Source organism: Alkalihalobacillus alcalophilus ATCC 27647 = CGMCC 1.3604 (genome assembly GCF_000292245.2).
Classification (GTDB): domain Bacteria; phylum Bacillota; class Bacilli; order Bacillales; family Bacillaceae_D; genus Alkalihalobacillus; species Alkalihalobacillus alcalophilus.
The window spans coordinates 1-21,737 of the sequence record NZ_ALPT02000038.1 but is presented as its reverse complement, the minus strand read 5'-3'; the positions used below and the strand labels follow the sequence as shown (position 1 = coordinate 21,737).

The 21,737-nt window shown below is 39.3% G+C and carries 23 protein-coding genes; 1 reads left to right on the top strand and 22 read right to left on the bottom strand.

Going from position 1 to position 21,737, the window contains the following annotated elements:
* Window positions 1–60: 60 nt before the first annotated feature.
* The 8 genes from atpA to BALCAV_RS11640 all read right to left on the bottom strand — a co-directional run bounded on the left by atpA (window position 61) and on the right by BALCAV_RS11640 (window position 7,361).
* A complete protein-coding gene (atpA, locus tag BALCAV_RS11675) occupies window positions 61–1,569 on the bottom strand; it encodes a F0F1 ATP synthase subunit alpha (RefSeq protein WP_003320629.1) in 1,509 nt (502 codons plus the stop codon).
* A gap of 21 nt (window positions 1,570–1,590) precedes the next feature.
* The gene (locus BALCAV_RS11670) at window positions 1,591–2,139 is read right to left on the bottom strand and encodes a F0F1 ATP synthase subunit delta (protein WP_003320628.1); all 549 of its coding nucleotides are present in this window, start codon (window positions 2,137–2,139) and stop codon (window positions 1,591–1,593) included.
* Window positions 2,136–2,627 carry a F0F1 ATP synthase subunit B gene (gene atpF / locus BALCAV_RS11665; RefSeq protein ID WP_003320627.1) on the bottom strand — a complete coding sequence of 164 codons (492 nt, stop codon included), beginning with the start codon at window positions 2,625–2,627 and terminating at the stop codon, window positions 2,136–2,138. Before atpF ends, BALCAV_RS11670 begins: the two co-directional genes overlap by 4 nt.
* Before the next feature lie 186 nt (window positions 2,628–2,813).
* Window positions 2,814–3,029, bottom strand: a complete 216-nt coding sequence (gene atpE, locus BALCAV_RS11660; RefSeq protein ID WP_003320626.1) for a F0F1 ATP synthase subunit C — start codon at window positions 3,027–3,029, stop codon at window positions 2,814–2,816.
* A gap of 70 nt (window positions 3,030–3,099) precedes the next feature.
* On the bottom strand, window positions 3,100–3,813 hold the full coding sequence (atpB, locus tag BALCAV_RS11655; RefSeq protein WP_003320625.1) for a F0F1 ATP synthase subunit A: 714 nt from the start codon (window positions 3,811–3,813) through the stop codon (window positions 3,100–3,102).
* Window positions 3,814–3,830: 17 nt separating this feature from the next.
* On the bottom strand, window positions 3,831–4,232 hold the full coding sequence (locus tag BALCAV_RS11650; RefSeq protein WP_040323934.1) for an ATP synthase subunit I: 402 nt from the start codon (window positions 4,230–4,232) through the stop codon (window positions 3,831–3,833).
* Entirely contained in the window at window positions 4,225–4,449 is a 225-nt protein-coding gene (locus BALCAV_RS11645; protein ID WP_003320622.1) for an AtpZ/AtpI family protein, read from the bottom strand. The genes BALCAV_RS11650 and BALCAV_RS11645 overlap by 8 nt, the downstream gene beginning before the upstream one ends.
* Before the next feature lie 530 nt (window positions 4,450–4,979).
* Complete coding sequence (locus BALCAV_RS11640) at window positions 4,980–7,361, bottom strand: S8 family serine peptidase (protein ID WP_326938307.1); 2,382 nt, start codon at window positions 7,359–7,361, stop codon at window positions 4,980–4,982.
* A 778-nt stretch (window positions 7,362–8,139) separates the two neighbouring features.
* Here BALCAV_RS11640 and BALCAV_RS11635 point away from each other — a divergent pair.
* Window positions 8,140–9,051, top strand: coding sequence for a nuclease-related domain-containing protein (locus BALCAV_RS11635; protein WP_003324577.1), 912 nt, complete (start codon window positions 8,140–8,142; stop codon window positions 9,049–9,051).
* A 65-nt stretch (window positions 9,052–9,116) separates the two neighbouring features.
* On the opposite strand, the gene upp is transcribed toward BALCAV_RS11635, so the two are convergent.
* From upp to spoIIR, 14 genes are all read right to left on the bottom strand, one after another.
* A complete protein-coding gene (gene upp, locus BALCAV_RS11630; protein WP_003324578.1) occupies window positions 9,117–9,746 on the bottom strand; it encodes a uracil phosphoribosyltransferase in 630 nt (209 codons plus the stop codon).
* Window positions 9,747–9,989: 243 nt separating this feature from the next.
* Window positions 9,990–10,415, bottom strand: coding sequence for a hypothetical protein (locus BALCAV_RS11625; RefSeq protein WP_040323933.1), 426 nt, complete (start codon window positions 10,413–10,415; stop codon window positions 9,990–9,992).
* 92 nt (window positions 10,416–10,507) lie between these two features.
* Window positions 10,508–11,749: a serine hydroxymethyltransferase gene (gene glyA, locus BALCAV_RS11620; protein ID WP_004428508.1), complete on the bottom strand. Its 1,242-nt coding sequence runs from the start codon at window positions 11,747–11,749 to the stop codon at window positions 10,508–10,510.
* Between the two features lie 119 nt (window positions 11,750–11,868).
* Entirely contained in the window at window positions 11,869–12,423 is a 555-nt protein-coding gene (locus BALCAV_RS11615; protein ID WP_004428507.1) for a TIGR01440 family protein, read from the bottom strand.
* 78 nt (window positions 12,424–12,501) lie between these two features.
* Entirely contained in the window at window positions 12,502–12,939 is a 438-nt protein-coding gene (gene rpiB / locus BALCAV_RS11610; protein WP_004428506.1) for a ribose 5-phosphate isomerase B, read from the bottom strand.
* 105 nt (window positions 12,940–13,044) lie between these two features.
* Window positions 13,045–14,340: a methyl-accepting chemotaxis protein gene (locus BALCAV_RS11605; RefSeq protein WP_004428505.1), complete on the bottom strand. Its 1,296-nt coding sequence runs from the start codon at window positions 14,338–14,340 to the stop codon at window positions 13,045–13,047.
* Between the two features lie 76 nt (window positions 14,341–14,416).
* Window positions 14,417–14,857 (bottom strand): low molecular weight protein arginine phosphatase, encoded by a 441-nt coding sequence (locus BALCAV_RS11600; RefSeq protein WP_004428504.1) that lies wholly within the window; start codon window positions 14,855–14,857, stop codon window positions 14,417–14,419.
* Between the two features lie 766 nt (window positions 14,858–15,623).
* Window positions 15,624–16,001 (bottom strand): nuclear transport factor 2 family protein, encoded by a 378-nt coding sequence (locus tag BALCAV_RS11595; protein WP_040323936.1) that lies wholly within the window; start codon window positions 15,999–16,001, stop codon window positions 15,624–15,626.
* A 324-nt stretch (window positions 16,002–16,325) separates the two neighbouring features.
* On the bottom strand, window positions 16,326–16,865 hold the full coding sequence (locus BALCAV_RS11590; RefSeq protein ID WP_003324252.1) for a manganese efflux pump MntP: 540 nt from the start codon (window positions 16,863–16,865) through the stop codon (window positions 16,326–16,328).
* A gap of 248 nt (window positions 16,866–17,113) precedes the next feature.
* On the bottom strand, window positions 17,114–18,154 hold the full coding sequence (locus tag BALCAV_RS11585; RefSeq protein WP_003324253.1) for an L-threonylcarbamoyladenylate synthase: 1,041 nt from the start codon (window positions 18,152–18,154) through the stop codon (window positions 17,114–17,116).
* 202 nt (window positions 18,155–18,356) lie between these two features.
* Window positions 18,357–18,584, bottom strand: a complete 228-nt coding sequence (locus BALCAV_RS21200) for a GNAT family N-acetyltransferase (protein WP_052044372.1) — start codon at window positions 18,582–18,584, stop codon at window positions 18,357–18,359.
* 41 nt (window positions 18,585–18,625) lie between these two features.
* Complete coding sequence (locus tag BALCAV_RS21195) at window positions 18,626–18,808, bottom strand: hypothetical protein (RefSeq protein WP_052044371.1); 183 nt, start codon at window positions 18,806–18,808, stop codon at window positions 18,626–18,628.
* Between the two features lie 281 nt (window positions 18,809–19,089).
* Window positions 19,090–20,361: a hemolysin family protein gene (locus BALCAV_RS11575; protein WP_003324255.1), complete on the bottom strand. Its 1,272-nt coding sequence runs from the start codon at window positions 20,359–20,361 to the stop codon at window positions 19,090–19,092.
* Between the two features lie 209 nt (window positions 20,362–20,570).
* Window positions 20,571–21,218 carry a stage II sporulation protein R gene (gene spoIIR, locus BALCAV_RS11570; protein WP_003324256.1) on the bottom strand — a complete coding sequence of 216 codons (648 nt, stop codon included), beginning with the start codon at window positions 21,216–21,218 and terminating at the stop codon, window positions 20,571–20,573.
* Window positions 21,219–21,737: the final 519 nt, after the last annotated feature.

Sequence of the window (21,737 nt, the reverse complement as noted above, 5' to 3'; positions counted from 1 at the left end):
GAATGCCGAACAATTTATATGGAAGTTAGGTCCCGATGACTCGGGAACCTTAAACTTCAATTATTTACTTACAGTGAAGCCTTTTTTGAATTCATTGATCGCTGCTACTAAGTCAGCATCCTCAGGTAATGCACCTGTTGTGCGGATGTGATCAAATAATTCTTTTTTGTTATGGTCGATGAAAGTGAACAACTCTGATTCAAAGCGTAAAACATCAGCGACTGGGACATCATCCAAGAAGCCTTTTGTTAAGGCATAAAGAATCACAACTTGTTTTTCAACTGAAAGTGGTTTGTGTAAGTCTTGTTTTAAAATCTCAACTGTACGTTGACCACGGTTTAATTTTGCTTGTGTCGCTTTATCAAGGTCTGAACCAAATTGAGAGAATGCTTCTAGCTCACGGTAAGCAGCTAAGTCAAGACGAAGTGTACCGGCAACTTTTTTCATCGCTTTAATTTGGGCAGAACCCCCTACACGTGATACCGATAAACCGGCGTTAACGGCTGGACGTACACCTGAGTGGAATAAATCAGATTGTAAGAAAATTTGTCCATCAGTGATGGAAATAACGTTTGTTGGAATGTATGCAGATACGTCACCAGCTTGTGTTTCAATGAAAGGTAAAGCTGTGATCGAACCGCCACCTAAGTCATCGTTTAATTTCGCTGCACGCTCAAGTAAACGTGAATGTAAGTAGAATACATCCCCTGGGAACGCCTCACGACCTGGAGGACGACGAAGTAATAATGAAAGCTCACGATAAGCAGATGCTTGTTTTGTTAAGTCATCATAGATAACTAAAACATGCTTTCCGTTATACATGAACTCCTCACCCATTGTTACCCCAGCATATGGTGCTAAGAATAACATTGGTGCTGGATCTGATGCACTCGCTGATACAACGATTGTGTAATCTAGAGCACCTTTTTGACGAAGTGTCTCTACAACACCTGCAACTGTTGATTCTTTTTGGCCAATTGCGACGTAAATACAAATCATATTTTGGTCAGCTTGGTTTAAGATCGTATCAATTGCAATCGCTGTTTTACCAGTTTGACGGTCACCGATAATTAACTCACGTTGACCACGGCCAATTGGTACCATTGCATCAATTGATTTAATTCCTGTTTGTAATGGTTCGTGAACGGATTTACGAGCCATTACACCAGGTGCTTGTGCTTCGATTGGACGTGATTTAATCGTATTCACTGGACCTAAACCATCGATAGGTTGTCCTAGTGAGTTCACGACACGACCTAATAATTGTTCACCTACAGGAACTTCCATGATACGACCTGTACGTTTTACTTCGTCACCTTCACGAATGTCACGGTAAGGTCCTAAAATGATAATCCCGATATTGTTTTCCTCAAGGTTCTGAGCCATTCCCATTACACCATTTGAGAATTCGAGTAATTCACCCGCCATAACATTCTCAAGGCCATGAGCAAGTGCGATACCGTCACCGACACGGATAACTGTACCTACATCCTGTACTTGAACATCAGATTCAAAATTCTCAATCTGCTGTTTAATTAGAGAGCTAATTTCCTCTGGTTTGATGCTCATATCATTCACCCCTATCTTCTACTAACGTGTTCCCGTTACCAATTGACGCTCTAAGCGATCAAGTTGAGACTTAACGCTTCCGTCAAAAATACGGTCACCAATACGAATTTTCAAACCGCCTAAAAGGTCGGCGTTTACTACATTATTAATTAATAGCTTAGCTTTTCCAACTTTCACCGCAAAAACTTGAGCTATTTGAGTTTTTTCTTCTTCAGTTAGTGCTTTTGCTGAAAACACAGTGGCTTCGGCAATATTTTGCGCTTCATAAGATAAAGCAACAAACTTTTTGATCATCGGCACAAGAATATCTGTACGTTTACGATCCACTAAGATTTGTAAAGTATTAAGCACTTCACTACTTACTGAACCTTGAAAACTTGATTGAATAAACGCGCGCTTTTGATCTTTTGTAAATTTCGGATTTTCAAGGAATTTTGAGAAAGAAGGAGTTGATTGAACAACGTCCTTGATTGCTTGAAGCTCTTCAATTGCTTGAATGAGGATTCCTTTTTCGCGTGCAACTTGAAAAAGGGCATTTGCATAACGATTGGCTACGGCAACGTTACTCATAGCTTACCGCCTACCTCTTTAATGTACTCTTGTACAAGCTTGTCTTGTTCTTCTGCATTAAGTTCTTTTTCAATCACTTTAGTAGCAATTAGAACAGATAGACTTGCGACTTGTTCGCGAAGTTCGCTAACCGCATGCTCTTTTTCGCGTTGAATCTCAGCAAGAGCTGCATCTTTAATTCTTTCAGCGTTAACACGAGCTTGCTCTAAGATCTCTTGACCTTGTTGCTCACTTAGTTTTTTCGCATTTTGTACGATTTCATGTGCTTCCGTACGAGCTTCTTCTAAAGCAATGCGTTGATCTTTAATATATGCTTCAGCCTCTTTGCTTCTCGCTTCAGCGTTCTCAATTTGGTCATTAACCATTTGCTCACGCTTTTCCATAATGCCAAGTAGAGGCTTAAGTGCGAATTTGCTTAAAAGGGCTAACAATACAAGAAATGCAAATAATTGATAAAGAATAGAGCCCCATGGTATTTCAAAACCCATTTCGTTCACTCCTTTCATGGATGTGAGAATTTCTCAGTAAAACCTTTTATATTCAAGCTTTTTATCAATTGACTAGTTAATCATTTAAGTTGTTAAACCATACACAAGCAATGGCGCAGCCTCGTTGTGGATGCTGTCGCCATTTCCATGTGCAAAAGTATGCCGCATTCCTACGACAAAATCGTATTAAGCGTTACCCATGATTAGGAAGCCCATAACGATCGCGATGATTGGTACGGCTTCTGCAAGAGGTACCCCGATGAACATAAGTGTTTGTAATGTACCTTTAAGTTCTGGTTGACGAGTTACTCCCTCGATAGTTGATTTTACAATGATAGCTACGGCGATTGCTCCTCCGACAGCTGCTAAACCTGCAACAATTGCTGCTCCTAATAAACCCATGATAAAATTTCCTCCCTATGATGAAATAATTTTTATTATTTTTTTGCTCAATAGAGCGTTATTACCTAAATTAATGTGCCTCAACTTTGTGAGCCATATAAACCATTGCGAGCATTGCAAAGATAAATGCTTGCAGCGAACCAATGAACATACCAAAGGCTTGCCAAACGATTAATGGTAGGAATGCACCAAATGCCCCAAGGAAACCTGATGTCCCTAATCCAACTAATAGTATCATTAACATTTCCTTGGCATATACGTTACCAAATAAACGCATTCCAAGTGTTAAGGTGTTGGCAAATTCCTCAATAATTTTAAATGGAAGCAAGAACCATACTGGTCGAACATAGTCTTTTAAATATTCTCCCATTCCACGGATTTTAATCCCATAGTAATGTGTGAGGAGAATGACTAATGCTGCCATTGATATAGTAACAGCCGGGTCAGATGTTGGTGATTTCCACCAAACTTCATGTGTAGCTTTATCATATATTTCAAAAGGAAGACCCAACATATTTGCTACAAACACATAAAATAGTAATGTAAAAGCTAAGGCGATAAATTGTCCACCGACTTTCCATCCCATGTTCGCCTTAATAATCCCACGAACAAAATCGACAACCCATTCTAAGAAGTTTTGCATTCCAGATGGTTTCATGGACAACTTTCTCGTTCCGATAAAACAGATTAAGAAAACGATCAGACATGCTATAGTCGTCATAAGAACGGAAGACATATTAAAATCAAGACCCATAAAGGTTCTTATTGGGGACACATGTGCCATAATTGCCATATTTTATTTCACCTCTTTCTGCCACTTTGAGTTATAGTATCCACAAATATAATGACATAAACCAGGGAAATCCCTGCAATGACCGAAATTAAGTTCACTTCATCAGGAAATTGCATTGCAACAAACAGTGCAAGAATGACAAGTGAGATGCGTATAGCATAGCTAAACCCGGCAAAGAGCACTGAAATCATCGAATGCTTTTGTAAGTTGCTTGCGATACGACCAATGAGAGAAGTTTTCTGGTAGATCGTCAAAAGATTAAGATAACTAACCAAAAAACCAATAGTTAAACCGAGGAATACATCGGGATAAGGCGTTACAAAAAACAAATAATCGTTACCACCAAGGCAATAAGAAAAATAATCGTATATTGTTTCATTTTGTTGCCAATGGAAGTCATAATTATTCATCTTCTCCTAAGTAAGGTTGAATCGTTTTAAACACAGCGTAAAACGCAACACCTAGCCATGTAAATATAGAGACAATCAAAAAGAGCGGAGCAGTATCAAAGCGTTCATCTAACCATAAACCACTATAAACACCTGCTAATGTACAAACGACAATATATGACGAGATGACAGAAACAAGCGCCATCGCTCGATAAGGACTCTTTTCAGGTTTCGACATAAACCGTCTCCTTCCCATCCTCTAAATGGCATGTCCAATATCAAAAAAAACGCTGGATATGTAACCCTTATCATCTTCATATCCTTTGTAATCGTACAATAGGGAAAACCAAGTGTCAATTGGTTTTCCCATGAAAAATTTGGAGAAATGTCATCTATTTTGATTGTTCACATTTCTGACAAACAATATTAGACAAAGTTAGGTTTGTTCCTATTTATTATTTCTATTATTTTCTATTAATATAAGCCGAATTTCTGTTAGCCATGCGATTTATAGCGAAACCATACACCAGGCAGCGTTTTCTTTACTCTTCAGATGAAAATGTGAACAAATTTTGTCGATAGTTGTTTATTAGGGCGAAGCGGCAGTGAACGGCTTTTTTCCCCTATCATCGCTGACAATATTCAGTTAGGCGGCAGTGTTCGACTTTTTTACACCATATTCAGTGAGGAAACGTCCTTCCGCTCCATGTACAAAACTTAAGAGACGAGCGTACTTGTCTTGATGACAAACACGCTCGCCTGTTGCTCTTAATTCACCTCTGCTCCTTGACTTTTCGGCGGGATTTCAGCTCCGATTGTGATCCATGCTTCTAGTGTGTCTTCGCGGCCTTCTTGTTTGGCATAGACGAGTGCTTTGTAGACCCCATCCTCTAATCCAATGTCATGAATCTCACCACCGACCATGCCGCGACCGAGGTCGTATTGAACGTCAAGATAGGTAATAAATTGGAAGGTATCGGGGTTATAAACGGCAATTCCAACTTCCTCTGCTCCTCCCGGCAAATACAATTCATATCGATAACTTTCTTCTTTGTCTCCATGACCAAAATGGAAGGACATTAACCTCGGATAATCTGGCTCTTCAATAAAAAAGACAAATGGAACCGCAACTTTTTCCTTGCCCCCTTCTATAAAAATGTCTCCATGATGAAGTCCTTCCGCTAAAACACTAGGCATCAAATCGACCGCTAATTCAATCTCTTTCTTTTCACCAGCGGCAATCGTTACCGCATAAGGCACTTTCCATTGCACTCCATCGGGCACATCAAAAGGTGGAACAACATGATAAGTTCTTGTCACATCGTCTTGATTATCAATCGTAAATGAAATCGTACGCGTTTCTCTTAAATCATCCTTTGACCACTTCCCAAAAGTCATAGCTCCTGGATACACAAGCGTTTTTGCCGAAACAGCTTTGTCGACTTGGATTCTTCCGGCTCCCTGCTCATGGGGGAAATAAGGATCATTTTCATTGTTGTAAAGCTTTTTTGACGTATTCATTAAGGCTGCTTTCACTTGCTCCGGTGTCCAATCAGGATGCGCTTCTAAAATTAGAGCCGCTGCTCCTGCTACATGTGGAGAGGACATACTCGTTCCATTTAAACTAAGATACCCTTTTGGAATGGTACTATTAATCGAAACCCCTGGCGCAACTAAATCAGGTTTTACTTCCCAAGAATGTGTTACTGGCCCGCGTGAACTAAAAGGAGCGATAAAATCCTGCTCTTTGCGATAGATCGTTCGAATGTTAAGATCCTTTTTATTTTTTTTCATTTTTTGTAAAAGCCACTCTCCATCCTCTTTTGAGATGCTGACAGCTGGTAGCTTCACTCCGCCCTCAATCGCACCGACAAAGCTGCCTGAAAGATTGTTATAAATAATGACGGCTTCTGCTCCTGCATTGTAAGCGGCGATTACTTTTTCATTAAACGGGACAAGTCCACGCTTAATAATGGCGATTTTACCTTTCGCTTCGATTTCGTCAAACTCTTCTTTTGTTCCGTAACCAGCATCTATTACTGAGAAATCTCGTTTCAGATTCCAAGGCAATGTCCCACCCATAGGGAGTAATGTTAGCTCTTTATCTTCACCAAAAATGGTGACATACGGTGTCTGAATAGGCGGTGCAGATGCTCCAACTGAAATGGCCTTTGAGGATGTTCCAGGTGAACCGACTGTCCACATTTTTGGACCACTATTGCCATTAGAAGTTACGGCAACGACCCCAGCCTCAACCGCCTTATCAAGGGCAATACTCGTTGGCCAATCTGGTCCGTTTACCGTATTCCCTAACGAAAGGTTAATAATATCCACCCCATCATCGACCGCTTTTTCAATCGCTTCTATCACCTGCTCGGTTGTCCCTTGGCCTCCTGGACCTAAAGCCCGATAAACATAAAGTTCCGCTTCAGGAGCAACACCTTTTAATGTTCCATTTGCTGCTATAATTCCAGCTACATGTGTGCCGTGCAAAGTTGGAATCCCTTGACTCGCTATCGTTTCCATCGGATCTTCATCATCGTCCACGACATCATAGCCGCCTTGATAATTAACCTGTAAATCAGGATGACGATAATCGATGCCTGTATCAATTACGGCCACTTTAACTCCTTTTCCAGTTAATTGAGTGCCGTTTCGACTCATCAAATCCTTTGTCGGACCTGCCCCAATAAACGGAACACTGCTCTCAATATTCGCTTCAAAATAAGCCAAGCGATCAATTCGTTCAATATCTTCCATTTTTTCAAGCTTTGTAAGCTCGCGTTTTGGAAGTTCCATTGTGAAACCATTATAAAGTCGCGTGAAAATTTTTCGGATCGTCGCTTCCGGTACTTCCGCTTTTATTTGCTCGATTAACTCATTCATATCCCCCTTCGCCGTCACAATCACAATCTCTTTCCGATCCAAATCCTCCTCATCATCAGAAAAAATGGGACGTTTTAGTTCTGTTGGACTTTGAGTTGAACTAACGTTTATATCAACTTGTGGTATATCGATTAAACTTGTGGCGTGATTTGTTAGAGCTCCAGTTGCTAGGTTTGATTTAGTGGTTTCATGAGCGGTTGCTGTTGAATTATTAGCCTTACCAGAAACTTCTGTAAGAGCTTTAGTCTGTTGACTCTGAACCACAGCCTCCTGTGCATATGTATGCCCCTGAGAACACAACGGCATGATAACCATCAACATAAATAAACAAATTGCTACTACCCTTTTCAAAAAAATCATCCCTTCTCCCGCACATTCTGCTCATCATATTATTAACAGAATGAGATTCTTTTTAGTATGGAATGGAATGCATAGAATCATGTATGGGAAAATGTTGGTTAGTGTAGCAGAGACGTTTGAACGGTGGGTGCTTTTGGGATTGTGGTGGTTGTGGCTTTTATTTGATGGCTTTTGGGTTCATTAGGGGGGCTTTGATTCCCTTTGATGCTCTGATTCGATGGCTTTGGGCTTCATTGGACGGTTTTGATTCCCTTTGCGGCTTTGATTTGGTGGCATTTGGTTTCATTGGCTGGCTTTGATTCCCTTTGCGGCTTTGATTCGATAGCATTTGGTTTCATTGGCTGGCTTTGATTCCCTTTCTGGCCTAGATTTGATGGCTTTGGGCTTCATTGGGGGCCTTTGATTCCCTTTACGGCTTTGATTTGATGGCTTTGGGGTTCATTGGCTGGCTCTGATTCCCTTTACGACTCGGATTCAGTAGCATTTGGTTTCATTGGCTGGCTTTGATTCCCTTTACGACTCGGATTCAGTAGCATTTGGTTTCATTGGCTGGCTTTTATTCAACTGCTTTCGGATTCAATGTACAGACATATGCTTTTTCACCTCTTATTCTCACAAAAACAATTTACAAATTATTCAGTTTTTTATAAAATAAAGCTAATAAAGATTTGGAGGTGATTAGTTGATTATTAAACAAAGGAAAAAGCCAAAGGAATTACTGATACTAGAGTCACTAGTTAATCGCACTAAAGATATACCTAAAAATTATTACTTAAGATACTTAAACTTATTAAAAGGGTTTGAGGGAGAGCAAAAATTTGATCAATGGTTCGATCAAGACTCTTCAGAAAACTGGCTCCAGTTAAATGACTTAACGTTCGAAGTAAATAATTCTATTTTTCAAATTGACGCATTAATTATCACCTCTAACCAACTCTTCCTTTTTGAAGTCAAAAACTACGAAGGTGATTATAAAGTTGAATCTAATCGATGGTTCACTTTAGCTGGGAAAGAAATCCAAAACCCCTTATTACAACTCCAAAAAACTGAAACACTTCTACGACAACTTCTCCAACAACACAATATACATTTAAATATTTGTCCCTACTTAATTTTTATCCACCATGAATTCCAATTATTTAACAATTCAATTGATGCACCGATTATTTTTGCAAGTCAGTTAAACAGATTTATGAAGAACTTTCAGCAAGAACACTCAAAAAGAGTAGCCTCCAACTCCTCATTCATCCAAAAACTTTTAGCCTTACATTTAGAAGACCCTCCACAACATCGAGAGCTTGAATATCATTACGACAAGTTAAACAAAGGGGTTTTATGTAAGAAGTGCCAATCATTAAACACACAAATAGATGGTCGCACAATTTACTGTTTTGAATGCTGTTATAAAGAACCTAAAGACCTTGCCCTTAAACGGACAGTCAACGAATACAGATTACTTTTTCCAGATAATCCATTACTTACTAATACTTTATTAAATTGGTGCCAAGTTATTTGTTCAAGAAAAACGCTCCTTCGCTTATTGAAAAAAGATTATAAACTTACTGGTCATGGTAAATCTGCTAAATTTATTTGAAACTCCTCAATTACGTGACAAACAAAAAAAGCCATCGAGCTTCCACTCAACGACTCTCTCATTTATTATTTTGTTCCAAACAAACGGTCACCAGCGTCACCTAATCCAGGTACGATGTAGCCGTGATCATTTAGTTTTTCATCTAATGCAGCTAAATAGATATCTACATCTGGATGTTCTTTTTGTGTTGCCGCTACACCTTCTGGAGCAGCAACTAAACACATTAATTTAATTTGCTTAGCGCCACGTTTTTTCAAGCTGTTAATCGCTTCAATCGCGGAACCACCTGTTGCTAGCATCGGGTCGATTACAATGAACTCACGCTCTTCAACATCAGTTGGTAATTTCACGTAGTATTCGACTGGCATTAATGTTTCTGGATCACGATATAAACCAACATGTCCTACTTTAGCCGCTGGGATCATGCGTAAAATTCCGTCCGTCATACCTAGACCAGCACGAAGAATAGGTACTAAACCTAGTTTTTTACCTGCAATTTTTTTAGCATTCGCTGTCGAAACAGGTGTTTCAACAGTCACATCTTGCAGTGGTAAATCACGAGTAATTTCAAAAGCCATAAGTCCTGCCACTTCGTCAACAAGCTCACGGAATTCCTTTGTCCCTGTTTCTTTATCACGGATATACGTTAATTTATGTTGGATAAGCGGGTGGTCGAACACATATACTTTACTCATATTATTTACTCCTTTTTTCTTCGTCTACTTACGAAGCTCATTCGGCAAATCTTCTTGAAGAATTTTACCGAAAAAACACGTCCGATACAAGTCTCTATGTCAGATTTCGCCGTTTTTTTTTGGGAGCGTTTTGTTAAGTGCATTATGGAAAGGCTTTAGCGTTGAATAAAAACAGAATTCAGAATTATGCGGTTTTTACAGGAGTGGTTTATATAGTAGTCATTTTGCTGGGGGGGATTGTTCTCACCGTAATCTTGGCTTTTTGTGTTTTTCATTACTTATTCGGGGCTTTTCGCTCCTTAATTTGGACTGGCTGGCTTTTTCATTACTTATTACGAGTTTTTCGCACCTTAATTTGGACTGGCTGGCTTTTTCATTACTTATTACGGGTTTTTCGCACCTTAATTTGGACTGGCTGGCTTTTTCATTACTTATTACGAGTTTTTCGCACCTTAATTTGGACTGCTCAGCTTTTTCATTACCTATTACGGGTTTTTCGCGCCTTAATTTTGACTGGCTGGCTTTTTCATTACTTATTACGGGTTTTTCGCGCCTTAATTTCGTCCGAACCACTTTTTCATTACCTATTACGGGTTTTTCGCGCCGTAATTTCGTCCGAACCACTTTTTCATTACTTATCCAACTCTTTTCGCTCCCTAACCCCAGCACAGCACGCCTTCATTACTTTTTTCCAAACAAAAAACCAGACGAGTTACCTCGTCTGGCCTTCATTTCACTTTTTATTATCAATACGCTTGTTTTTATAAGCTTGGGTACATTGGGAACTTGGCTGTTAGTGTTGCGACACGTGTACGAACTTCTTCTAGTGCTTCTTCGTTTTCTGTGTTCTTTAATGTGAGGGCAATGAGTTCACCGATTTCGTCCATTGCTTCTTCATCAAGACCACGAGATGTAACGGCAGCTGTTCCAATACGGATTCCACTTGTCACAAATGGACTTTGTGGGTCGAATGGAATCGTGTTTTTGTTTGTTGTAATTCCGACGCTATCAAGAGCGTGCTCGGCTACTTTTCCTGTTAATCCTAATGATTGAAGGTCTAGTAGTAAAAGATGATTATCTGTTCCGCCTGATACAAGGTTAATGCCTTCGCTTTGAAGTTTTTCACCGAGACGTTTGGCGTTTGTAATAACTTGGCTGGCGTATGTTTTGAACTCGTCAGTTAACACTTCACCAAATGAAACGGCTTTAGCCGAGATAACGTGCATTAATGGTCCACCTTGGATTCCAGGGAAGATCGATTTGTCGATTTTTTTGCCAAACTCTTCTAGACAAAGAATCATTCCGCCACGTGGTCCACGTAATGTTTTATGGGTTGTCGTTGTGACAAAATGAGCGTGTGGTACCGGATTTTGGTGAAGACCTGCTGCTACTAGACCAGCGATGTGAGCCATATCAACCATTAAGTATGCTCCGACTTCATCAGCGATTTCGCGGAATTTAGCAAAATCAATCGCACGTGGGAATGCACTCGCCCCAGCAACAATTAATTTTGGTTTATGTTCTAACGCCAGTTCACGGACAACGTCATAATTAATTAAATGTGTTTCTTTATCAACACCGTACTCCACAAAGTTGTACTGAACACCACTGAAGTTAACAGGACTTCCGTGAGTTAAGTGTCCACCATGAGAAAGATTCATTCCAAGAACGGTATCGCCTTGCTCAAGGATTGTAAAATAAACCGCCATATTCGCTTGGGCACCAGAGTGTGGTTGAACATTTACATATTCAGCCCCAAAAATTTCTTTTGCACGATCGCGAGCAATATCCTCAACAATATCAACATATTCACAACCGCCATAATAACGACGGCCAGGATAACCCTCTGCATATTTATTTGTTAAAACAGACCCCTGTGCTTCCATAACCGCTTCACTAACAAAGTTCTCTGATGCGATTAATTCAATTTTGTCTCTTTGTCGACCTAGTTCTAACTCAATTGCTTCAAATACTTTTTGATCTTGCTTTTTTAAATTTTCCATACTCTTTCCCCTTTCGCTCCCATATGATTCGGATTTGTGTCATCATTCTAGTTATTTCGATTTCATTTTATCATAAAATCTCGCATTTTTCCGTATCATTTCTGCTTTTAGGTCAAAAATCATTCAGTTTCTACATTTGGTTCATAAACGGCCCTGATTCCGCCAATTAACTTAGGTCTTGTGACGGCCATTGTTAAATGGGCTGCACCAATTGATTTCACTTCACTTCGAACCGGAACCGCAACCTTTTTCAAATGCATGCCAATAAATGTGTCGCCAATATCTAACCCGGCATCCGCTTGAACCTCTTCTACTAAAACAGGATCCTTCATCTGACTAAATGCATACGTCGCCATCGCTCCACCTGCTTTTCGAATCGGAATCGCTGATACAGGCTCATAAAACTTCCGCTCCGCTAATTCACGTTCTACGACTAACGCTCGGTTTAAATGCTCACAACATTGGAAAGCGAGAGCGACTTTTTCATCTTGAAGCACATCAAAAATAGCCTCGGCCACATCGTTTGAACCGCTTGTCCCAATCGTTGCCCCGATGACTTCACTAGTCGAACAGCCGATTACCAATAAAGAATGTTCAGTTAATGGTTTCGCTTTTTTCAAATCTGCTAGTGCTTTTTTTAACGAATCCTTCAATTGTTCGATGTTTAGCTCCATACGAATCACTCCTTATCCAAAATTTGAAAAAGGGGCTACCTTTTTATGTAAGATTCCTTAAAAATTTAGAGCGCTCATTCACGCTTCATAATCTGAAATTTTTCCGACTCGATTGGCATGTCTACCGCCTTGAAAATCAGTTTCTAACCAAATTTTTGCGATGTCGCGGGCAAGACCGGCACCAATGACACGTTCTCCCATAGAAAGCATATTCGTATCGTTATGCTCACGGGTCGCTCTGGCACTAAATGTATCATGAACAAGGGCACAACGAATTCCTTTTACTTTGTTAGCGGCAATCGACATGCCAATTCCTGTTCCACAAATTAAAATACCACGCTCAAACTCTCCTGCTGCTACTTTTGTAGCCACTGGTAAGGCATAATCAGGATAATCAACTGATGTTTCACACTCACAGCCAAAATCCTCATATTCATAGCCTAGCTCTTCTAAAAGTGAAACAATTTCTTTTTTAATGTTCATACCGCCGTGATCGGATGCAATCGCGATTTTCATTGTTTTTGCCCTCCAACATGTGTTTTTTCATGTTTAATAATCAAAAAGAATCATTGAAAAATTAGTTTCACCTAACTTTAATGATTCTTTCCTATAGTTCTTAAATTATATTGTAAACTTTTCTATCGTCGCCTTCAATCTCTTTGCCTGTTCTGAGAGGTTTTGAGCACTATTATTAATACCGGTTAAAGCACTCGCTTGATGCTCTGTCATCGAACTTACTTCAGTCGAACCTGCTGAGGTTTCTTCGGCAATAGCTGCAACCTCTTGAGATTCAGCATTTGTCTTCTTGATCGATTCCATTTGTTCATCAATCATAATCGTAATTTCTTCAATGACTTTTTCTACTTCTTGAACAGATTGCTCGACTTCTCTGATCGATTTTGTCGTTTCTTTCCCTTTTTGGGATTGATCATTAGCCATTTTTACTTGACTACTTATTTTTTCCACGACATTTTTGACTTCGAATTGAATATTATGTACAAGCTCTGTAATCCCTTGTACGGCTTGTGCACTTTCATCAGCCAATTTTCGCACCTCATCTGCCACAACAGCAAAGCCACGTCCATGCTCACCTGCTCGTGCCGCTTCAATCGAGGCATTCAAGGCAAGAAGATTCGTTTGCTCGGCAATATCACCGACTAATGAAATAATTTCCCCAACTTCTTTTGCCTGCTTTTCTAAAATTCCAACACCTTTTAAAGAATCTTGATTGTCACTTGCTAGCTGATTAATTCCATCTACAAGCTCATTAATAACTTCTAAACTATTAGAAAGAGAGCCGACCATTTTTTTCGATGACTTTTGGGAGGTACTGGCCAAACCTTGGACTTTCTCAGCAATCGTTGTAATATGTTCAATAGATGAAACCGTATTTTGAATAGCGTAAGCAGAGTTTTCCGCCCCTTGGGAAATTTCATCCATCGTATGACCAATTTGCTCACCTCTTGTGGCTGCCACTTCTGCTGAGCTCGTTAATTCTTTCACGTTTTCATTTGTCTTTTCAAAATTAGCTTCAATATCTTTTACCATCAATCGCAAACTCGTTAACATTTCATTATAAGCAAGACCTAATGACCGTACTTCATCATCGGATTTCGATACTTGAACATCTTGAGAGAGATCCCCAGATGCTGCAAGCCTTGCCCCTTTTTCAACCTCACCAATTGGCTTTGTAATATAACCCGCGGCAAAATAGGCTAAGACCGAACTCCAAAATACGCCACTAATTAGCGTAAAAGCAAAAACTCCTTTTTCTGTCCAACCTAGTAAATCCGTTAAATGAGTATTTAAAACAAAGATAAAAATAGCACTAAACCCAAACGTAATAACCGCTAACAAACTTGCCCCAATGACAAGCTTTCTCCGTAAACTTCCTCGATATTTCGTCTTCTTATCCATAACCTCATCCCCACCCTTTCAACAATGGCCCATAGCCTAACTAACTTTTTATGTGTAATTCCTGATTGTACAAAATTTATGTTAATTTTTTAATTAACTTATGGAGTAAATATTCTAATTGCTGGGCTGTTTGTTCATACACTTCGACTGGACCACCAAATGGATCCGAAATGTCTCCCACTTCTTCTACAAAGGAGGTCAAAGAGTATGTTTTTATTTCGTGTTCTGGGTACTGACTAATTAATTGCTGACGGTGGCTTTCGGTCATCGTCAACACAACGTCCGCCCAGTCTACTAAATCCAATGTAAGTGCTTGTGAAAGATGCTCGTCTGCTTTCAAATTCCGCTTTTCCAAAACCTCGGTTGTCCCGGCTGAAGCTGGACTACCTGGAAATGCATAGATTCCAGCAGATTGAACGTCAAATTGCGAACCGGCTTTTTCCTTTAATAAAATTTCTGCAAGTGGACTACGACAAGTATTACCTGTGCAAATAAATAAAATATGTGTTTTACTCATACTCGTGACACCTTCCTTCATATAGGTCAAACGATGCAACCAAACAATTCATTTTTATAGGTAGTCTGCCCTATTTAATTCTTCTTCATAATCTTATCATATAATTGTCAGATTAAAAGTAAGGATCGAAACAAAATTTGACATATTTATGCTGATTTATAGAGGCAGAGGATAGGGAATGACTGGCAGCTGTGGAGGGAGTTACATTCTTTTTTCAATAGGGGTTAGACCTCAGGATTACGGAAATTTCCTGATTGTGATCCATTCTAATAAAAAACCACCTTAAGGAAAAGTTAACAGAATTACTCGTGAGGCACAAAACAGAAAAATACAGACAAAATCAGATACTAAAACACATAACTTTCATAACTCAAATCATAGCGAAAAAAGAGGCCTGCTGGTGCAAAAACCTCTTAATGATCTGAAAAACGGATGTGGATGGCGATGAATGGCGTTCAACTCACCGCTCCCGAAAATCATGCTCCGCGTCCTGTGGGGCGGCACCGAACTAACCGGCTTGGCCGGTGGATTTCGGCCTGCCACTAGATCCCACGGGAGTCTCCGCATGTTTTCGTCCGCTAGGGCACAGGGCAATCTTCGTTTTCAGACTTTCAGGTAATAGAGTGACGTGACAAAATTCAAAACAGCGAAATATGGAACCTAAAATAAATAAAATATATTTTTTGGACTCGTTTTCTACTTTCTATAGCTAGTTATGTCCCAACCTCTTAAATATCATATTTGTTAGTTGAATTAACGCACCCTGTTAAGTGTAATAAAAATTAAGGTGACGGAGATGTTGTGTGCCTTGATGAAACTGCATTTTCCACTTCCCATCAGTTAATCTCCATATCGAACTACGTAATGAATGTTGTCCATTTACTTCGTTATATACTCTGTATGTTGTTAAAACTATTTGTTCAGACAATGGATGAATTTCAAAATCACTTAATTTCATACGTACCGCACTAAGACTCACTTCACCAATGCTCTCATTTTTATACAAAACTTTACCAGAACTTCCGAACTCAAAGAAATCTTCTGATAGTAGATGAGTAAGCTCAGCTTTTGATGTCCTGATTTCTGGTTTCAACAATTTTTCTTCCAAATCAAGTAACACTTCTTTTAATAATTTATCATCCATTTCAGATTTACCTTCTTTCTTCGCTTTATAGCTAATATTAAATTTGAGGACTTTAATCATCAACTTTACTACCCCGTTGCTTTAAGGTCATCACTTCACAAAGTTTGTTTATTCCTCCCATCTATTTTAACATAAATATCCAATTCGTTTTTTCACATGACAAATCACACCAAAATCACAAGAAAAAATATCTATTCTTGTGCTTAGGTGTGTGAATTACTTTGTGATTTCATTTCTATTAAGTGATAAAACATTCATATTGCGATAAAAAACATGCGGATGGCTCATTTGCACCTCTGATGTAAACCTGTTAAGAAAAAGTCTTTATGGTAAAAGCAGTTTCATACCGAATATGACTAAAATACAGCCGCCTAAAAAGACTCCATATGCCCCAACGAAGTTTTGTAACCGTGAGCCTAAGATTAAACCAATCCATGAAAGGACCATACTAAATACCCCGATAATTGTGACGGTTAAAATCGTTTTAGCGCCTAACATTCCAAAGCTAAGCCCCGCAGAAAAGCTATCGATGCTTACACTCAATGCAAATACAAATAACCCCCATCCAACTGGTCTAATATACGGCTCCTCTTCAGATTTGAAACAGGAATAGACCATTTGTAAGCCTATGATCAATAATAACGCCCCGCCAATATATATGGTGATGACTCCTAAAAAAGACGACATCCAAATGCCCGTTGCCATCCCTATCAATGGCATAATGACATGAAAAATTCCAATAACTAGTCCAATAATAAAAATCCGTTTCATTCTGAGTCCAAGCATCCCCATCCCTAAAGCAACGGAGAAGGCATCCATCCCAAGGGCTCCAGCCATAAGTGTAATCGTAATAAGCTCATTCATCCACACCGCTCCTTGTCCATCCTCATGTTGATATGTATGCATGTCTTATCTCGATTAGAAGGGAAATTGGATAAAGGTTATTAGAGCTCAGGACGGTAGAACGCACGCTCTGGCAAGGCTTTTACTTATTACTCCCCGCTCAAACTCTTCACCTAACTAGTTTTCATCACAAAAAAAGCACCCAACTTCTCTTTAAAGTAAGGTGCTTGAGCATCTATCAATTATTTCTAGTTTGTCGCTGTAAACATTTAAAGGTACCTCCCCGAGGCGGCTTTTTCGAGGCGGTTCATAATCGCCATTCCGATGCCCTCTTCTGGGAAGACTTCGGCGAAGATGATTTCGGCTTTTTCTTTATCAAACTGGCGTAGGCTATCATAGAGATGGCTGGCAACCGTGGATAAGTTTGCACGACTGCCACTGCTTACGATTACATCTGCCGTATATCTTTCCCGATTTTCTTCGGTTGTCAAAATTCCGACTCGTTTGCCTTTCGCCTGCCATTTATCCACATGCTTTTGAATATCTTCACAGGCTCGAATTAGATAAACCTCTCCATTCGGCGAGTAATGAGTATACTTCATCCCCGGTGAACGTGGAGCTTCTTCCGCTTTTTTTAAGGCAGGGTCAACAGCGATTGGTCCAATAACCTCTTCAATTTGTTCCTTTGTTACCCCACCTGGACGGTATAAAATTGGCTCTTCAGTGGAAACATCTAATACTGTTGATTCCAAACCGACACCTGTGGAACCACCATCGACAACACCGGCAATTCGTTTGTTTAAATCAAGCATGACATGACCTGCTGTTGTTGGACTCGGTCGCCCCGATAGGTTTGCACTTGGGGCGGCTAACGGTAAGTCGCTCGTTAAAAGCAAGGCTGCTGCGACTGGATGATCTGGCATACGTACGGCGATCGTATCCAATCCAGCTGTAACATTGCTCGCAATCTCTCCTTTTTGTTTAAAAATTAAGGTAAGTGGACCTGGCCAGAAAGCATTGATTAGTTGCTCCGCTTTTTCAGAAATCCCCTCAATAAAGGGCAGCATTTGCTCACGTTTGGCGATATGAACAATGAGTGGGTTGTCACTCGGTCTCCCTTTGGCCGCAAAGATTTTCGCAATCGCCGATTCATCATAAGCGTTTGCTCCTAAGCCATACACTGTTTCAGTCGGAAAGGCGATGACCTCACCTTTTTTTAAAATTTGGGCGGCTTCTTTTATCGCTTGATTATTTATTAAGTTGTCCTCTAATTTATCCACAGTCCATTGTCTTGTTTGTTGATTATTCATTTCTAATCTCTCCTATCCATCATTATTGTTAACCTGAATAGGAAAATTGTCAAATGTCGACAAAATAAAAGAACTTTAGTCAATTAATATTCACATTTTTCGAGTCACTCACTCTTTTATAATTTTTAGATAATCACAATATCCACAGAAATCAGAAAAAGTTATCCACGGTTGTGTATAACCTGTAGATAACTTTTATATTTTAGCTTATTTTACTTTTTAAATCGTAAGACCAAACGGCGACATTTTGCCCTATTGTCCGTTGATAATGAGGCAAAGAGCTTACATCAATCGGGACTTCCTCTTTGTCAATTTGTCTAAACCCGAGCTGCCAAAACAGAGGTGTTTTTCCTTTTGTACAAGCATAAATTCTTTCAATTTTTCTTTCCTTTGCATAGGCGAGGACGATGTCCATAAATTCAATACTCATTTCGGCCGTCCACGTTGGTGAATCTAAAATAAAGGAACGAATTAATCCGTTTTTTTCCCCTTTTCAATTCCGGCAATCCCTATAATCGCCTTCTCATCATTTTCAACAACTAGGAACTTCGTGACTTGTTCATCTATAGCTGTATCCTGCGCCCCCGCTCTTGCCATCAATCGTTGAATTTTTAATAAATCATGCTTTTCTGCTTTTCGAACGACTAAACTCAAGTCCTTTTCCCCTCCTTTTTCTTACGGTAAATCTACTATATATATCTATGACATGCTCGTACAAAATATGAATAGAACCAGATATTTATAGCAATCTTTTTTATAGTTAATAGATTCTTAAAGATTTTGTGGAGAAATAATAGAGCCAGTTTTAATATGTGGATATATATGTGGATGGGCAAATGTTTTGTTCATTAAATACCCAACCAAGACTAGAACGTCTAGAGAATAAAAAAACGATCCTGAAATGATCAGAATCGTTCTCTTTTTTACCTATATAATTAACCCGTTGATAACGTACGTTCAACAACGGTTACTTCTACTTGGCGAATTCTTCTTTCCTCTGCTTCTGTTACTTTAAGCAGCAAATTCTCATAAGGGTATTCTTCCCCAACATTTGGAACTCTTGTAAAGACCTCAGTCAACCAACCACCAATCGTATTTTGGCTCGTTTCCGGGAGCTCCACTTGTAAAAAGTTAGCAAATTCATCAACGGAATAATCTCCAAAAAAGATATAGTTACTCGCATCAAGTTGCTTAACCATTCGAACGCTTTCATCGTGTTCATCCCAAATTTCACCAACGATTTCTTCTAGCAAATCTTCTAATGTGATTAATCCAGAAGTACCACCAAATTCATCAATGACAATCGCCATATGGACTTTTTGCTTCTGTAATTCGGGTAATAATGTAGACACCTTCATTGATTGAACGACAAACAATGGATTCCTAAGTAAAGTGCGAATCTTTACCATCTGTTCTCCTTGTTGAATCAAAGCTGTTAAAAAGTCTCGCTCTGATAAAATCCCAATAATATTATCAATCGAGCCCTCATATACTGGAATTCGGGAGTACCGTTCCTCAAAGAAAATATCTTTTATCTCATGGATTGGTTGATTAATTTCAATCGCCACCATGTCAGGTCGAGGCCTTAAAATCTCGCTCACGACAATATCATTAAAATCGAGGGAACGATTCACAAGCTCTTTTTCATGCTTGTCAATAACCCCTTCTTCTTCACTAATATCAATGATCGCTTTAATTTCTTCTTCAGTTACAGATGGACTAACTTCCTTAACTTCCATAAACTTGGAAAAGAGCTTTTGAATTTTCATAAATACCCAAGTTACTGGTGTTAAAACCATCATAAACAGATGCAATAAAAAGGAAAACTTCATAGCTAATGTTTCGGCATACTGTTTGGCAAAGGTCTTTGGAATCACACCCGCAAATAATAAAACAAGTATCGTCACAGCAAATGCACTAATAAAAACCCCTGTACCTTGATCATAAATTTGAATAGCTATTTGTGCTGCGATCGCCGCAGCGGCAATGTTGACTAAGTTAAATCCTATAAAGCTAGTTGAAAGTGCCTTTTCAATATGATCAGCTATATAGACCGCTCTTTTTGCTCCTAGTCTCCCTTCTTCCTCGTACTGCTTTAATCGAATTCGGTTCGCATTGGCATAAGCCGTCTCCACAAACGAAAAGAAAGTAGACAACACTAACAGCAGACTAAAAATCAAAATCATACTTAACGGGACATCGTCCAAAAAAAATCACTCTCCATTTCTTAAATTACCTTATATTATATATGAAGGTTCTGAAAAATGTACAGTGTTTTTCTCTCCATATCCAATATAAGGAAGTTAGTCCATTCCCGGACCACATTTAACTGCGACAAAACAATAGTTACGATTATTTATGCTGACAAATAAAAAAACATGCATGATTTTTACAAAAATCCGCATGTTTTTTCTTTTTATCCAAATAGACGGTCAAACAAGTTGCCAAAAAAGTCAAAGATAAAAAAGGAGATTTTTACTTCCTCACTGTCTTCTGGCTCTTCTTCCTCTTCTGTCTCGCTTGTGTCAGTACTTGCAACTTCATCCGTCAGTTCCGGCTCAACCGCTTCCCCATTTTCAAAATCTAAAAAGCATAAAGGCGGAAAGAGCACGCACCACCAATTTTCGCCGTTCCCTTCCCCTAACGTAATCAATACCGCATTATACCAACCTGCTGGATAAACGATATTTCCATAAATTTTTGTCGGAAACTGCACTTCTTCAAACTCAACTGTGTAGTCTTGATTTAATCCAAGCTTCTGTAACTCTTCCTCTACAATGCTTTCAACCTCTGATAAATTTTCTTTAATCAGCTGTCCGGCTTCATCTAAATCATCTATACCCACAACCCATTCGGTAATTTGCTCATTCACTTTATCACGAATTGAACGCTTCACCATTTGGTCTTGAATACCATCACTATTCGCTAAGATCCGAAGACGAATCGCTTCTTCTTCACTAATTTCTTGATGAAAATCAGCCACCGCTTGCGAATGCTGGAACTCCCAACTCACAATTAATACAAAAAGAGAGAATAATAAATAAATAATAACATTTGGTTTCATAATAGATTCGCACCGCCCCTTCACCAAACAGTCTAGTCAGATTACTAGATTCCTAAACTAGGATCTTTTCGACAAGTTTTTAGGTGATGGGGGGATGCGGGGGTGAGCTCTCTTGGACAATTGTGGAGAGGGTGGGGTGCTTTTTGTCCTTTAAACTCTCGTTATTGGACACTTTCCAGCTTCGGCTCCCTTTTTTGTCCTTTAAACTCTCGTTATTGGACATTTGCCAGCTTCAGCTTCCTTTTTTGTCCTTTAAACTCTCGTTATTGGACACTTTCCAGCTTCGGCTCCCTTTTTTGTCCTTTAAACTCTCGTTATTGGACACTTTCCAGCTTCGGCTTCCTTTTTTGTCCTTTAAACTCTCGTTATTGGACATTTGCCAGCTTCGGCATCACCTTTTGTCCTTTAAAACCCTCTTCCTTTGTCACATTCCAGCTCACTCTCTTTTTTTCCCATAAGCCCCGATTATTAATCAACCATCGACACAGTTAGTGTTTTTAATTAAACGTTTATTTAATC